14 protein-coding genes and 2 pseudogenes are annotated in these 14,503 nt (G+C 71.4%); 9 read left to right on the top strand and 7 right to left on the bottom strand.

The features are described 5' to 3' along the window. The first annotated feature begins 101 nt into the window (after nucleotides 1-101). The 3 genes from JM949_RS02150 to JM949_RS02140 all read left to right on the top strand — a co-directional run bounded on the left by JM949_RS02150 (nucleotide 102) and on the right by JM949_RS02140 (nucleotide 3,076). A complete protein-coding gene (locus JM949_RS02150; RefSeq protein WP_203146774.1) occupies nucleotides 102-923 on the top strand; it encodes a PIG-L family deacetylase in 822 nt (273 codons plus the stop codon). 393 nt (nucleotides 924-1,316) lie between these two features. Further along, nucleotides 1,317-2,510, top strand: a complete 1,194-nt coding sequence (locus tag JM949_RS02145) for an endo-1,4-beta-xylanase (protein WP_203146773.1) — start codon at nucleotides 1,317-1,319, stop codon at nucleotides 2,508-2,510. Nucleotides 2,511-2,734: 224 nt separating this feature from the next. Beyond that, complete coding sequence (locus tag JM949_RS02140) at nucleotides 2,735-3,076, top strand: ArsR/SmtB family transcription factor (protein WP_203146772.1); 342 nt, start codon at nucleotides 2,735-2,737, stop codon at nucleotides 3,074-3,076. A 20-nt stretch (nucleotides 3,077-3,096) separates the two neighbouring features. Here the strand turns inward: JM949_RS02140 and argS are convergent. Continuing rightward, nucleotides 3,097-4,814 (bottom strand): annotated as a pseudogene (argS, locus tag JM949_RS02135) (arginine--tRNA ligase). A gap of 348 nt (nucleotides 4,815-5,162) precedes the next feature. On the opposite strand from argS, the gene JM949_RS02130 reads away from it, so the two are divergent. After that, on the top strand, nucleotides 5,163-5,921 hold the full coding sequence (locus JM949_RS02130) for a hypothetical protein (RefSeq protein ID WP_203146771.1): 759 nt from the start codon (nucleotides 5,163-5,165) through the stop codon (nucleotides 5,919-5,921). 224 nt (nucleotides 5,922-6,145) lie between these two features. Next, nucleotides 6,146-6,532: a DUF6223 family protein gene (locus JM949_RS02125; RefSeq protein WP_203146770.1), complete on the top strand. Its 387-nt coding sequence runs from the start codon at nucleotides 6,146-6,148 to the stop codon at nucleotides 6,530-6,532. 51 nt (nucleotides 6,533-6,583) lie between these two features. Here JM949_RS02125 and JM949_RS02120 read toward each other — a convergent pair whose 3' ends face one another. The 5 genes from JM949_RS02120 to JM949_RS02105 all read right to left on the bottom strand — a co-directional run bounded on the left by JM949_RS02120 (nucleotide 6,584) and on the right by JM949_RS02105 (nucleotide 11,044). Further along, nucleotides 6,584-7,246 (bottom strand): response regulator, encoded by a 663-nt coding sequence (locus JM949_RS02120; RefSeq protein WP_203146769.1) that lies wholly within the window; start codon nucleotides 7,244-7,246, stop codon nucleotides 6,584-6,586. Continuing rightward, nucleotides 7,243-7,797, bottom strand: a complete 555-nt coding sequence (locus JM949_RS36270; RefSeq protein WP_309231966.1) for a sensor histidine kinase — start codon at nucleotides 7,795-7,797, stop codon at nucleotides 7,243-7,245. Before JM949_RS36270 ends, JM949_RS02120 begins: the two co-directional genes overlap by 4 nt. Then, a complete protein-coding gene (locus JM949_RS36265; protein ID WP_238432428.1) occupies nucleotides 7,797-8,387 on the bottom strand; it encodes a hypothetical protein in 591 nt (196 codons plus the stop codon). The genes JM949_RS36270 and JM949_RS36265 overlap by 1 nt, the downstream gene beginning before the upstream one ends. A gap of 92 nt (nucleotides 8,388-8,479) precedes the next feature. Then, on the bottom strand, nucleotides 8,480-10,447 hold the full coding sequence (locus JM949_RS02110; protein WP_203146768.1) for an ABC transporter ATP-binding protein: 1,968 nt from the start codon (nucleotides 10,445-10,447) through the stop codon (nucleotides 8,480-8,482). Between the two features lie 105 nt (nucleotides 10,448-10,552). Further along, nucleotides 10,553-11,044 (bottom strand): MarR family winged helix-turn-helix transcriptional regulator, encoded by a 492-nt coding sequence (locus JM949_RS02105; protein WP_203146767.1) that lies wholly within the window; start codon nucleotides 11,042-11,044, stop codon nucleotides 10,553-10,555. 108 nt (nucleotides 11,045-11,152) lie between these two features. On the opposite strand from JM949_RS02105, the gene JM949_RS02100 reads away from it, so the two are divergent. The 4 genes from JM949_RS02100 to JM949_RS02085 all read left to right on the top strand — a co-directional run bounded on the left by JM949_RS02100 (nucleotide 11,153) and on the right by JM949_RS02085 (nucleotide 14,278). Beyond that, entirely contained in the window at nucleotides 11,153-12,202 is a 1,050-nt protein-coding gene (locus JM949_RS02100; protein WP_203146766.1) for an LLM class flavin-dependent oxidoreductase, read from the top strand. Next, nucleotides 12,195-13,223: an LLM class flavin-dependent oxidoreductase gene (locus JM949_RS02095; RefSeq protein WP_203146765.1), complete on the top strand. Its 1,029-nt coding sequence runs from the start codon at nucleotides 12,195-12,197 to the stop codon at nucleotides 13,221-13,223. The genes JM949_RS02100 and JM949_RS02095 overlap by 8 nt, the downstream gene beginning before the upstream one ends. Nucleotides 13,224-13,250: 27 nt before the next feature. Continuing rightward, entirely contained in the window at nucleotides 13,251-13,967 is a 717-nt protein-coding gene (locus JM949_RS02090) for an NADPH-dependent F420 reductase (protein ID WP_203146764.1), read from the top strand. A 137-nt stretch (nucleotides 13,968-14,104) separates the two neighbouring features. Continuing rightward, on the top strand, nucleotides 14,105-14,278 hold the full coding sequence (locus JM949_RS02085; protein ID WP_203146763.1) for a hypothetical protein: 174 nt from the start codon (nucleotides 14,105-14,107) through the stop codon (nucleotides 14,276-14,278). Between the two features lie 23 nt (nucleotides 14,279-14,301). On the opposite strand, the pseudogene JM949_RS02080 reads toward JM949_RS02085, so the two are convergent. After that, nucleotides 14,302-14,503, bottom strand: a pseudogene (locus JM949_RS02080) (hypothetical protein); the annotation flags it as partial.

Here is a 14,503-nt window from a genome sequence, read left to right as displayed (position 1 = left end):
CGACCAGAGCCGAATCTAGGCACCGGTGGCGGAGCTGAGCGCTGTTCGGCCAACAACCACTCGACGCATACCGCGCTGGGCGGGATGCGTAGGGTGATGGCATGGCTGAGCGACCTCTGACCCTGATGGCGGTGCACGCCCACCCCGACGACGAGGCGACGAGCACCGGCGGCGTCCTTGCCCGCTACGCCGCGGAGGGGGTTACCACCGTCCTGGTGACCTGCACCGACGGGCGCTGCGGTGACGGCCCCGGCGGGGTCAAGCCGGGCGAGGAGGGGCACGACCCGGCCGCCGTGGTGGCGATGCGCCACACCGAGTTGGAGGCCAGCTGCGCGGCGTTGAAGGTCACCCACCTGGAGACTCTCGGTTACGCCGACTCCGGCATGATGGGTTGGCCCACCAACGACCTGCCCGGCTCGTTCTGGACCACGCCCGTGGCGGAGGCGGCGGCCCGACTCGCGGAGCTGATCCGGCGGTACCAGCCCGACGTGATCGTCACGTACGACGAGAACGGTTTCTACGGCCACCCGGACCACATCCAGGCCCATCGGATCACCATGGCCGCGGTCGAGCAGACCGACGTTCCGGCGAAGGTCTACTGGACCACAGTGCCCCGGACGGCGTTCGCGGAGTTCGGCCGGGTGATGAAGGAACTCGGCGTCGAGTGGGCCGAGCCGGAGGAGGCGGGTCCGCAGCTCGGCCTCCCGGACGACGAGATCACCACCTGGGTCGACACCAGCGACTACGGCGCGCAGAAGTTCGAGGCGCTGGCCGCGCACGCCAGCCAGACCGAGAACATCTTCTTCCTCCAGCTCGGCCAGGAACGGTTCATCGAGCTGATGGGCGTGGAGACCTTCCTGCGGGTCCGGGACCGCACGGACGCGCCGACTCCCGAGAACGATCTCTTCGCCGGTCTGCGCTGACCGGTCTTCCCCGGGACTTCCCGGCCCGGCACGGTCGGCCATGGCGTCGACCGTGCCGGGCCGGCGTGCGCCCGGTGACTTCGCCGTGGGCCGGCGTCGCGCTGCGGCAGGCCCCGACGGTGGACCACCGTCGCTGACCCCCGAAAGTTTCGCCGATCACTCAGTCGGGGTCACCCAGCTCAGTTGACTCATTTCCGGAAGTTTTCAGCGTTGACGCCCGGACATCGACACCCTTAACGTTTCGAGCAGGTTTCCGGTTTCCAGCCGGAACTACCGGCGTCACCCGCGACCGTCCGCCCTTGCGACGCCCGGCCGCAACCCATGCCCATCTTCGCCAGCACCTGACCCTCACCTTCTAGATCGACATCAATCTATTGATCGAGAGGAAGGCACATGAAGTTACGACAGTGGACGACCGTCGGCGCGGTCGCCGTCGCGACCGTCGCGGCGCTGAACACGGTGCCGGCCACCGCGAGCCGGCCGTACGACCCCACCGCGCAGAGCCTCGCCACCCTCGGCCTGCGCCACGGCCTGCACGTCGGCACCGCGGTGAACATGGATGCCCTCAACGACGCCAGCGACCCGCAGTACCGCAAGCTGGTCACGTCCGAGTTCTCCTCGGTCACCGCCGAGAACGTGATGAAGTGGGAGAGCCTGGAGCCCACCCGCGGCAGCTACAACTGGGGGCCGGCCGACCAGCTCGTCGACTTCGCGAAGCGCAACCGGCAGAGCGTGCGGGGCCACGTGCTGGTCTGGCACAACCAGCTGCCCGCGTGGCTGACCAGTGGCGTCGCCGACGGCTCGATCAGCAAGCAGGAGCTGCGCGAGCTGCTGCGCAAGCACATCACCACAGTCGTCAACCGCTACAAGGGCAAGATCTGGCAGTGGGACGTGGTCAACGAGGCGGTCAGTGACCCCTGGGACACCCCGTCGACGCTGCACTACAAGGGCTTCTGGGCGGAGCACCTCGGGCCCGGCTACATCGCCGACGCGTTCCGCTGGGCGCGCGCCGCCGACCCCAAGGCGCTGCTGTTCTACAACGACTACAACATCGAGGCGTTCGGTTCGGGCAACCCGGCCGACGACAAGACCCAGTTCGTGTACGACATGACCAAGAGCCTGCGCGCCCGGGGTGTGCCGATCGACGGCGTCGGCTCCCAGGGCCACCTGGGCACCCAGTACGGCAACTTCGACACCCTCCAGGTGACCGCCGCGCTGAAGAAGTTCGCCGGGCTCGGCGTGGCGACCGCGTTCACCGAGGTCGACGTCCGCAGCCAGCTGACGGCGGCGGTCCAGGCCGGCAACGCGGAGGAGATCAACCCCCGCCTACAGGCGTCGGCCGCCAACTTCAGCGTGCTGATGAAGGCGTGCCTCGCCGTCCGGAGCTGCCTGTCGTACACGGTCTGGGGTTTCAGCGACAACCATTCGTGGGTGCCGGGCTGGTTCGACGACCCGCCGGAGGGTCTGGCCACGATCTACGACGAGAACTACCAGCCCAAGCGGGCGTACCACGAGCTGAAGTCGGACCTGATCTTCGCTGGGCCGCCGTACGTGCAGCCGCGCGTCGCGCCGAAACCCCGGCGCTGACCCGGAGGCTCAGCTGATTCGACGGCGTGTACGTCGGTGTAGGGCCGTGTGGGGCGCGGCGGAGCCCCACACGGCCGCTACGCCGCCACGACCGTCGGGGTGAGACTCACGTTCGGCTGTCCGCCCCGGCCATCCGGACGCCATCGGAGGACTGGTGTCGGTTCTGCCGACTTATTGATGGTTTTGGTGTCACTATGGCAGGCGTGGGAACTGCGAAAACTGCCATGCCTGCGATCTCGCCGCTCACCGGCGACCCGATCAAGCGGGCCGACGCCGAGCGGCTGGCCGGGGTGCTGAAGGCCTTCGCCGACCCGGCGCGACTGCGACTGCTCAGTCTGATCCAGTCCGCACCGGACGGTGAGGCCTCGGTGAGTGACCTCACCGCGGCGCTCAACCTCTCCCAGCCGACCGTGAGCCACCACCTTCGGATCCTCACCGAGGCCGGCCTGCTCGAACGCGACAAGCGCGGCGTCTGGGCGTACTACCGCCTGGTGCCCGCCGCGATCGCGCAGATCGCCGACCTGCTGACGCCGCCTCGAAAGCGAGCGACGAAGCGAACCCGCTGACCGGGCGGACGACCGGCTCGTCACATCCGCTCAAGGGTTCGGATGCCGAGCAGGCCCAGCCCCAGCCGCAGGGTCCGAGCGGTCAACTCCGCCAGCAGCAGCCGGCTCCGGCGCAGCTCGTCCGGCGCCCGCAACATCGGGCAGCGCTCGTAGAACGCGCTGAACGCCGTCGCGAGCCGGTGCAGATAACCGGCTAGTTGATGGAATTCAAGGCTCCGCTCGACCTCGACGACCGTGGCGCCGAAGCCGAGCAACTCGACCGCCAGCGCCCGCTCCGCCGGCTGCGCCAGCACGATGGGCACATCCAGCCGCGCGTCCGTCCCGGCCCGCCGGAGCACCGACCGGACCGGGCGTACGCGTACTGGAGGTAGGGCGCGGTGTTGCCGTCGAGGGCGAGCATCCGCTCCCAGTCCAGGACATAGTCCTTGGCCCGATCCGTGCACAGGTCGGCGTACTTGATCGCGCCGATCCCGACGGCACGACCGATCTCCGTGACGGCCTCGGGGCCCAGCTCCGGGTTCCTGCTCCGGGCCAGGTCGCTGGCGCGCGTGATGGCTTCCTCCAGGAGCCCGACCAGCTTCACCGACTCTCCCGCCCGACTGCGCAGCATCCGGCCGTCAGCGCCGAGGATCGAACCGAAGCCCACATGCTCGGCCTGCGCCGGCGGGCCCAGCCAACCGGCCGCCTGGGCGGCAGCGAACACCATCGCGAAGTGCTGCCGCTGCGGCAGCCCGACGACGTACAGCAACCGGGTAGCGCCCAGGTCGTCGACGCGCTGCCGCAGCGCGGCCAGGTCGGTGGCGGGATAACCGTAGCCACCGTCGCTCTTGCGCACGATCAGCGGCAGGGGTTCACCGTTCCGGCCGACGAAGCCGGGCGGGAACACACAGTCGGCGCTGCCGCTGGCTACCAGCAGCCCCAGTCGCTCCAGGTCGTCGACGACGCCCGCGAGCAGGTTGTTGTAGGCGCTCTCGCCCCGAAAGTCGCCCTCGGACAACGTCACGTCCAGCAGGTCGTACACGGTCAGGAAGTACCGCTCGGACTGCTCCACCAGCAGCCGCCACAACCGCAGCGTCCGCTCGTCACCGCCCTGGAGGGCGACCACCCGTAGCCGGGACCGTTCCTGAAAGGCCACGTCGCCGTCGAACTTGACCCGGGCCGCCCGATAGAAGGCGTCCAGGTCGCCCATCGACAACTCGTGCGCCGCCTCGGCCTCGCCGAGGTCGGCCAGGTGCTCGATCAGCATGCCGAACGGTGTCCCCCAGTCCCCCAGGTGGTTGACCCGCACCACCCGGTGCCCGAGCCAGTCGAGCAGCCGCGCCGCCGCGTCCCCGATGACGGTGGAGCGAAGGTGCCCCACGTGCATCTCCTTGGCCACGTTGGGCGCCGAATAGTCGACCACCACGGTCTGCGGCGCCGCCGTCGACGGCACGCCGAGCCGGGCGTCGCCGGCCAGCCCGAGAGTCAGGTCGGCCAGCACCCGGTCGGCAATGGTGAGATTGAGGAAACCCGGCCCGGAGACCTCCGCCGACACGCAGATGTCGTCGAGCGTCGCATGCTCCAGCACGGCGGCGGCGACGTCGCGCGGCGGCCGGCCCAGCCGCCGGGCCAACGCCAGCGGCGCGTCGGACTGGAAGTCCGCGCGTGCAGACCGCCGCACGAGCGGGTCGACCGGGCCGCCGGCCACCGCGGCGAACGCCGGCGCCAGCCGGCCGGACAGCAACTTTTCAAGATCCATGAGTACGCCGATCTCGCTCGGACCCGCGCCGTCACGCGAGCCGTTGGCTGGGGAGATGCGGGCGGACCGAGGACGACCAGCAGATGACCGGCGGCTCGATCCGCCGGTCGCAGGAGAATGGTCAGCGCGGGCGGGCGACGGATCGCCGGCGTCGCCGCGCACCGACCTGGACGTCACACGACGATCCGGTGCACTGGGCGATCACGCTGGTCATCCGGGGATCCTAACGCCCTGTCCGGGGTGGCGACACCCCGTTTTCCGCCGGTCGGGTCAGCGTCCGACGGCGGTGCGTGGTCGTTTCGGACTGCTCGTCGCAGGGAACTGCCCGGAGACAGCCGAGGGGTGACCATGAGCCGAGACCGATCAACACGGACCGCCCGTCCGCGACGCCTGATCGCGCTGATCCCGTTGCTCGGCACGGTGGCACTCGCCGCCTGCACCGCTACCGAGGATCCGCCCGCCGCGGCCCCGACCAGCGCGGTGCCGGCCTCCGCCCCGGCGTCGGCGACCCCGACGGACCCGCCGGCCCCGAGCGGCAGCACGCCGGCGACCATCCCGACATCGGCATTCGTCGAGCTCCCCACCGAGCTGCGCAAGTCTCCCCGACGGTCGACACCGGTCGGGGACGCCCTACCGAAGCTGTGCGGCAACGAGTTCGGCACCGGGGGCCGACAGGTCACCGCGAGCGCCGCGATGACAGTCACCTACCAGCTGGCCGACGAGCCGGCCAGCAACGTGCCGCAGGGGATGATCCACCAAACCATCTTCACCTTCGACGGGGACGGCGCCTCGGCGTACCTGACCCGCCTGCGGAGCGCCGTCGCGGCCTGTCCCTCCTACGACCGGTCGGGTCCCGTCACCGTGCGGAGCACCACCCTGCCCGGCGTCGGCGACGAGGCGCTGCTGCTGACCCGGACGTGGGCCGAGACGAGCCTGAACGGGGAACGCACCGGCGGTAAGGCGTCCAGCCAGATCGCCGTGGCCCGGGTCGACACCGTGGTCACCGTCCTCGACGACCAGGGTTGGGAGGGCACCAGCGGCAACCCCACCATGCTGGACCGGACAGTGCGTGACGGCGTACGCGCCATCGACGCCTGGCAGCGGTGACCCAGCGGCTCCGACCGATCGGCCCGAGCGCCGTGCGCCGGACGACCGGATGCCGGGCCGAGCGCGGGCGTCCGCGACGGGCTGCCACAACTGCCGAGGTACGACAGCACGCGCGCGTACCTCCAGGGCGGTAGAACCGTTGCCATCTCCGGCCTGACGACCCACGAGCTGTCCGGTCCCTACGCTGCGGCCTGTACCCGTCACAGCGACCGAGGGGATCCACGATGTCCGTCCGTCACCTGCTCGTCACCGCCGTAGCCGCACCGGCAGCACACGCCTCGGCCCAGCCGCACGCTGCCGCCGCTCTCGCCATGAGTTCCGGACGGCTCGGTGCCAGTAGCGCCGTCCTGCTGGGGCTGGTCGGCAGCGTCATCGGTGGGCTGGCACTGGCCCGTCCCGCCGGTCGGTTCGGCGCCGGCCTCGGAGCCGGGTTGGCCCTGGCGACAGGGTTGATCGGGATGGCGCTCGGCGGGCTGGTGGTGGCCACCTCCGACGGTGGCGTCGGCACGGGCAACGGGCGCGGCGGCGCCTTCGTGGCCCTGGCCGTCGGTCTGCTCGGCGTGGTCCTCGGTGGGCTGGCCCTGGTGCGGGCCCGCCGGCTCGCCGCCTGATCCGCCACGACACCGGGTGACGCCGATGTGACGGTGCCCGGGGCGGGTCGGTCAGGCGCGGGCCAGCCAGCCGGGCACGGTCAGCCCGGACTCGTAGGCGAGGATCACCAACTGCGCCCGGTCCCGCACCTGTGTCTTGGTCATGATCCGACTGACATGTGTCTTGGCGGTGGCCGGGCTCAACACCAACCGCGCGGCGATCTCGTCGTTGGAGAGGCCGGCGGCGACCAACGTCAGCACCTCGCGCTCCCGCTCGGTGAGCACGCTCAGTCGCGGCCCCGGGTCCGGTTGCCCGGCCCGGGCCGCGAACTCGGCGATCAACCGGCGGGTGATCGACGGTGCGATCAGCGCGTCACCCCGGGCCACCACCCGCACCCCGTGGATCAACTCCGCCGGTTCGGTGTCCTTGACCAGGAAGCCACTCGCCCCGGCCCGCAGCGCACCGTAGACGTACTCGTCCAGGTCGAACGTGCTCAGGATGATCACGCGGGCCGCCGAGGTCGCGATGATCTGCCCGGTGGCGGCGAGGCCGTCCAGCACGGGCATCCGGATGTCCATCAGGACGACATCCGGCCGCAGCTGCCCGGCCAGCCGCACCGCCTCGGCCCCGTCGGCGGCCTCACCGACCACCTCGATGCCGTCCTCGCCGTCCAAAATGGACCGGAAGCCGGCGCGTACCAGCGTCTGGTCGTCGACGAGCAGCAGCCGGATCACGGCTGCTCCCCCGCCGGTGTCGGTTCGGGTCGCAGCGGCAGTCGGGCGCTGACCCGGAAGCCGCCGCCCGGCTGCGGCCCCGTGGTCAACGAACCGCCGAGCGCTCGTGCCCGCTCACGCATACCGATGATGCCGCTGCCCGGCGCGCCCGGTTGGCCGGTGCCGTCGTCCTCGACCTCGACGAGCACGTCGTCCTGGTCGGGCCGGACCCGGACCACCGCGGCGGTGGCGCCCGCGTGCCGCGCCACGTTGGTGAGGGCCTCCTGGACGATCCGGTACACCGCCAGGTCGACCTCCGGCGGCAGCGATCGGGTTTCGGCGAGTTCGGCGCGGATCTCCAGCTCGGCCCGACCGGCCGTCGTGACCAACTCCCGCAGGCGGGTCAGGCCGGGTGCGGCCACCACACCTGCCGCGCCCTCCTGCCGCAGCACGCCCAGCGTCGCCCGCAACTCCCGCAGCGTCTCCTTGCTGGTCTGCTTGATCGCGGTGAGCGCCTGCTCGGAGCGGGTCGGGTCCGGCCGGTGCAGCGCGGCACTGGCCTGCACATTGATCAGCGAAAGGTGATGGCCGAGGACGTCGTGCAGCTCGCGGGCGATGCGTAGCCGCTCCTCGGTGGCCCGGCGCCGGCCTCCTCCTCCGTCCGCCGCTCGGCGGCGACCGCCCGAGCCTGCGCCTCCGCGAGATAGGCCCGGCGGTTACGGGTCACCCCGACGATGACCGCGACCAGCCAACCGGCGTGCAGCAGGGTCGCCCCGTTCATGCTGCCCGGAGACCGGTTGTCGTTGTCCGCGACGGCGAAGGCGATCACCGAGGCGACGCCGAGCCCGATGGCGACCCAGAGAAATCCCTCGTCGACAACTGTGTAGAGCGCCACGACGAAGACCAGCATGATCGGGCCGGGCCGATGCAGCAACGCCCCGTACGCGCCGACCGCGGCGAGCGCCACGACGCCCACCGGCACCGGATGGCCACGGCGGACGAGCAGCGCACCGGAGGAGGCCAACACCACCGGCAGCGCGGCCCATTCGGCGGTGGTGTCGATGCCGTGTGACTGCACCACCAGGCCGACGAGGGCGACCAGACCGACGGCGAGCACCAGGGCGGTGTCCGCCGGTCGACCACGCCACCACGCCCCCGACATAGACCGCAGCCTAACCTCCCCCCGGTACGCCGCGAACGGCCGAAGCGCCGGGCGCTGCCGGCGCACGGACAGGGCCGCCCTGGCGTTGGTCGTCAACGGGGAGTCGGGGGCGGCGTGCGGTCCTCGGCCCGGCTGGTGTCGTAGCCGGCGGCCTGGAGGGCGAACAGCTCCGCGTACCGCCCGCCGGCGGCGACGAGGCCGTCGTGGGTTCCGGCCTCGACCAGCCGGCCCTGGTGCAGGACGAAGATCCGGTCGGCGTGCCGGACGTTCGCCAGCCGGTGCGTGATGAGGATCGTGGTGCCTCGCCCCCTTCGGTCCCGGATCGCCTGGAACAGGGCGTCCTCGGCGCGCGGGTCGAGCGCGGAGGACGGTTCATCCATGATCAGCAGTTCGGCGTCGCGGAGGAACCCGCGGGCGGCGGTGATCCGCTGCCACTGCCCACCGGAGAGGTCCTGGCCGCGCGCGAAGGTGCGGTCGAGCAGCGTCTCGTACCCGTGCGGCAGCTCGTTGATCATCTGGTGGGCGACCGCGCGGGCGGCGGCGGCCTCGATGCGGTCCTGCCGGGCCTCGGTGTCGACGTCGCCGATGGCGATGTTGGTGGCGGCGGTGAACGGCCACTTGTGGTATTCCTGCGTCACCACCGCGATCCGGGCGCGCAGCCCGCCGACGTCCCAGTCCGACAGCGGTCGGCCGTTCCATTCGATGGTGCCCTCGCTGGGGGCGCGGAGGCCGGCGATCATCGCGGCCAGGGTCGTCTTGCCCGAGCCGTTCTCCCCGACGAACGCGACCGTCTGCCCGGCGGTGATGGTCAACGTGACGCCGTCCACGGCCGGGGTGTCCCGGTCCGGGTAGCACAACCGCACCTCCCGGACGGTCAACTCCCGCAGCCGTTCGGTGCGGGCGCCCGCCCCGGGCCGGGTGGCGTCGGGCAGGTACGCGGCGGCCCGGGTCATGAAGCCCGTGTAGTCGCCGAAGTGCTGGCCCTCGGTGTAGACGTGGTCGACCTGGAAGGTGGCGATGGAGAGCGACCGCTGCGCGGACTGCACCGCGATCACGCAGGTCGCCGCGGCGGCGAGCGGGATCTGCCCGTCCAGGAGCAGCAGCCCGAGCAGGACGTAGACGGTGCCGGTGGCGAGGCCACCGATGATCGCCCCGACGGTGGTGGTCGTGGTGACCCGGCGGGCGAGCGCGAGTTGGATGTCGGTCTCCACCCGCATCACCCGGTCGTACTGGTCGAGCAGGAACCCGCGCAGCCCGTACGAGCGCAGCTCCGGTGCCGAGGCGCGTTCGGCCATCAGCTTGTGCAGCAACCACAGTCGACGCCGGCGCACCGACCCGGCGGTGTACGTCTGGTACCGCAGGTGCCCGGAGCGTAGCGACGCCCAGGCGTTGGGCACCGTGGCGACCAGGAGCGCCACCAGCAGCAACGGATGGATGATGACGACGGCCGCCGCCACGGCGAGCAGCCCGGCCAGCCCGGCGAGCAGGTTCATCGACGCCTGCACCAGCCCGATCGTCGACTCGGTCCCCCGGGAGGCGCGTTCCATGTCGTCGGCGAACGCGTCGGCGTCGAACGCCTCCAGCCGGACCGCCGTCGACACCTCGAACAGGCCGCGCTCCACCTCGCGGCTGACCCGGGGCGTCAGCCCGTTCTGCGCGTACCCGGTGGCGATGCCCATGCCGGCGCGGAGCGCGACTGTCACCGCCAGCACGGCCAGGGCGGGCAGCGCCGCCCGTACCTTGTCGGCGGTCGGCCCGCCGGCGAACAACTCCACCAGCACCCGTTGGGTGGCCAGCAACCCGAAGGCCGCCATCACCCCGGCGCCGACCGTCGCGGCGGCCACCACGCCGGTACGGAGTCGGTCCGCGCGCCAACTGATGCCCAGGGCGGTCCAGACCAGCCTGGGCAACTCCGCGAAGACGGCGAAGACGCCGGCCTCCGCCCGCGCCCGCACCCCCGTCTCCCACCACATCTCCCGCAGTTCCGGCAGCACCGACTCGGTCCGTCCGGGGTGCGCCCGCTCTGGTCTGACGGTCTCGGCGGTGGCGGTCTCGGTCATGGGACGTACCTCCCGGGCGGTGAGCCGGCTTTCTGGAGGATTGGACCACCCGGCTGTAGCTCTCGGCAATCGCCCGCGCACTCACAGTTATCAATGCGCGGGCGATCACTCCCTGCGCAGGACGTCGAGACGCGTCCGCAGCGCCGCCGCGATCTCGCCGGCCGCGACGAGCTGATCCGGCGTGAGGGCGTCCACGAACAGTTCCCGGATGGCGCGCAGGTGCGGGAAGGTGGCTCCGCCGAACGCCTCGGCGCCGGCCGCCGTGAGCAGCACCTCCGCCCCCCGGGGAACGGTCGGGCACTCCTGGCGGCGGATCAGGCCGCGACGTTCCATCCGCCCCAGGTGGTGGGAGAGCCGGCTGCGCTCCCAGCCGATGTGCGCGGCGAGCTCCGAGGAGCGCATCGCCTGCCCCTCCGCCTCGCTGAGCGCGAGCAGCACGGCGTAGTCCCCGGTCGACAGCGAGGAGTCGCTCTGTAGGCGGGACTCGAGGCGGGAGCCGAGCGCCGCCGTCGTCTCGATGAAGTCCCGCCAGATCCGCAGCTCGTCAGCGGTCGGCAGCTGACGCCCTGCCCGCCGGACGGGTGTGGCCTCCGTCATCGCACTCTCCCGGGAATTGACGCGTCAATCGCCAAGTTAGCATCATTGACATGTCAACCGATAGGTCCGCTCCGCGGGTCACCGGTTGAACGCACCGAGGAGGAGACCATGGCAGCTACAGACTTCGAACTGGGGCTCAACTCGTTCGGGGAGGTGGCGACCGACGGCGGTCGGGTGTTGAGCGACGCCGAGACCGTCCGGCTCCTGGTGGACGAGGCACGGCTCGCCGAGTCGGTCGGGCTCGACGTGTTCAGCGTCGGTGAGCACTATCGGGAGGGCCACAACGACTCCGCGACGCCCGTGTTGCTCGCGGCCGCCGCGACCGCGACCGAGCGGATCCGCCTCGGCACCTCGGTCACGGTGCTCAGCACCAACGATCCGGTACGGCTCTACCACGAGTTCGCGACAGTGGACGCCGTCTCGAACGGCCGCGCCCAGTTGGTCCTCGGGCGCGCCTCGGCGACCGAGTCGTTCCCGCTGTTCGGTTACGACCTGGCCGACTACGAGCGGTTGTTCGAGGAGAAGCTGGATCTCTTCCTGCGACTCCAACGGGACGAACCGGTTACCTGGTCCGGGACCGTCCGGAGCCCGCTGACCGCGCAGCGCCTGCACCCACGGATGCGGCCCGGCGGCATCCCGACCTGGATCGGCGTCGGGGGCAGCCCGAACTCAGTGGTCCGCGCCGCCCGGCACGGACTACCGCTGATGCTCGCGATCATCGGCGGGCGCCCCCAGCGCTTCGCCGGCCACGTCGACCTCTACACCAAGGCGCTCGAACAGTTCGGGCATACCCCGCAGCCGATCGGGCAGCACTCACTCGGCCTGGTCGCGGAGACCGACGAGGAGGCGGTGGAGACGTGGTGGCGCTACTGGCAGCCGGTCGCGGCGGCGCTCGCCAAGGAGCGCGGCTTCTACAAACCGGACCGTGCGCGCTACGAGGCCGAAATCGACCACGGCGCGCTCTTCGTCGGATCACCGGAGACGGTGGCGCAGAAGATCGTCACAGTCGCCCGTGACCTGCGGCTGAGCCGCTTCGACCTGAAGTACGACATCATGCACCTGCCCCGCGAGGCACGCGCACGCACCATCGAACTGCTGGGCAGTGCGGTGGCGCCGCGGGTCCGGGAACTGCTCGCGAAGGAGCCCACCCATGTCTGATCTCATGTTCGGCCTCGACACCTTCGGCGACGTGCCGCAGGACGACGCCGGCAAGCTCGTCTCGCACGCGGCGGCGATCCGACAGGTCGTCGACGAGGCGGTGCTCGCGGACGAGCTGGGCGTCGACGTCATCGCGCTGGGCGAGCACCACCGGCCCGAATACTCAGTGTCGACGCCGGAGACGGTGCTGGCCGGCATCGCCACCCGCACCTCCCGGATCCGGCTGGCCTCCGGCGTGACAGTGCTCAGCTCCGACGACCCGGTCCGGGTGTTCCAGCGGTTCGCCACCGTCGACGCGCTGTCCAACGGCCGGGCCGAGGTCATCCTCGGTCGTGGCTCGTTCACCGAGTCGTTCCCGCTCTTCGGCTACGACCTGCGCGACTACGACACGCTGTTCGAGGAGAAGATCGAGCTGTTCGTCAAGCTGCTCGACGAGAAGCCGGTCACCTGGAGCGGCACCCTGCGCGCCCCGCTGGAGAACGCCGACGTCTTCCCGAAGACCGAATCCGGTCACCTGAACACCTGGGTGGGCGTCGGCGGCTCCCCGCAGTCGGTCGTCCGCACCGCCCAGTACGGCCTTCCGCTCATGCTCGCCATCATCGGTGGCGCCCCCGAGCGGTTCGCGCCCTACATCGACCTGTACCGCCGGGCGGCCGACCAACTCGGCACGACCGCGCACCCGGTCGGGATGCACTCGCCCGGCTTCATCGCCGACACCGACGAGGAGGCCAAGGAGACCTACTGGCCGCACTACCGGATCATGCGAGACCGAATCGGCAAGCTGCGGGGTTGGCCACCGATCCGCCGCCAGGAGTTCGACTCCGAGGTGGAGCACGGCTCCCTCTACATCGGATCTCCGGAGACCGTGGCCCGCCGGATGGCCCGCGCGATCCGCAGCCTCGATGTCGGCCGGTTCGACCTCATCTACTCGGCCGGAGCGCAGCCGGCGAGCGCCCGGATGCGTGCCGTGGAGCTGTACGGCTCCAAGGTGATCCCGATGGTCCGCGACATCCTGGCCTGATCAGCCCATTAGCACCGAGAGGACGACATGAACGACAACGACCGGAGCCGGCCCCAGACCCTCGGGATCCTCGGGGCCGGCAAGGTGGGCACCGTGCTCGCCCGGCTCGCCGTCGCCGCCGGCTACCGGGTGCTGGTCGCCGGATCCGGCGACCCGGCGAAGATCGCCCTCACCGTCGAGGTCCTCGCGCCGGGCGCGGTGGCCACCACCGGGGCCGACGCGGCAGCCAACGCCGACATCGTCATCCTCGCCCTGCCACTGGGCAAGTACCGCAGCATCCCCGCCGAGGCGCTCCGCGGCAAGCTCGTCGTCGACGCGATGAACTACTGGTGGGAGATCGACGGCATCCGCGCGGACCTGACCGACCCACGCACCTCGTCGAGCGAGATCGTCAGGGCGTTCCTGCCCGGTTCCCGCGTCGTCAAGGCGTTCAACCACATGGGCTACCACGATCTCGAGGACGAGGCGCGACCCGCTGGCACGACCGGCCGCAAGGCCATCGCGGTCGCCGGGGACGACACCGCCGATCTCACCGAGGCCGCGGCCCTGGTCGACGCGCTCGGCTTCGATCCGGTCGTCGCCGGCCCGCTCGCCGAGGGGGTACGACTCGAGCCGGGCAGCGAGTTGTTCGGCGCGAACGTGAGCGCCGACGAGCTGCGCGTCATGCTCGACCGCTTCCCCGAGTCGGAGCGTGGGCGGACGATCGCCGCCGCCCGCTCCGCGACCTCACCCGGCGCGGCTTAGGGCTCTCCGCCATCTCGTTGTGGTTGATCGTCGACTGATCACCGCCGCCGGCGTCGTCGCCTCGGGCTCCTGGCCCGCGGCCGGCGGGGCTGGCTGTTCTGGGTGGTCCTGCTGGTGAACGTGACGCAGGCGGCGGCGTGGTGGCGATACCGCCGGAGGTGTTCGAGGTGACCCGGGAACGCTTCGGCGTGCCGGGCCTGTTGCCCTCGTGGGTGACCGATGGCGGCGCGGCCGTGCTCAGCCTGATCCTGGTGGCGTCGCTGGTCGCCTGCCGCGCCACCTGGGCGTACCGGAAGCCGGCCGGCACCTGACCGGCCGGTGGGGTCGCCCGCGGTCAGCGCTGGTCGGGCGGGAAGGCGGCCTGCGGTTCGAGGAGCTGACCCACGGCGTACTCCACGTCGAACGCGGCGGCGCCGAGCGCCTCGACCGCGGTGGCCCGCATCCTGGCCAGGTCGGCCGCGTCGTCCGGGTCCGGCACCTGGCCGAGCGCCGCGAACGCGGCGTCCGCGACGCCGATCATCGCGCCGCCCGCGAGT

This window comes from Micromonospora tarensis, assembly GCF_016803395.1.
GTDB classification, from domain to species: Bacteria; Actinomycetota; Actinomycetes; order Mycobacteriales; family Micromonosporaceae; genus Micromonospora; species Micromonospora tarensis.
Note: the sequence above shows the minus strand (reverse complement) of the source record. Positions and strands in the feature narration are given on the sequence as shown.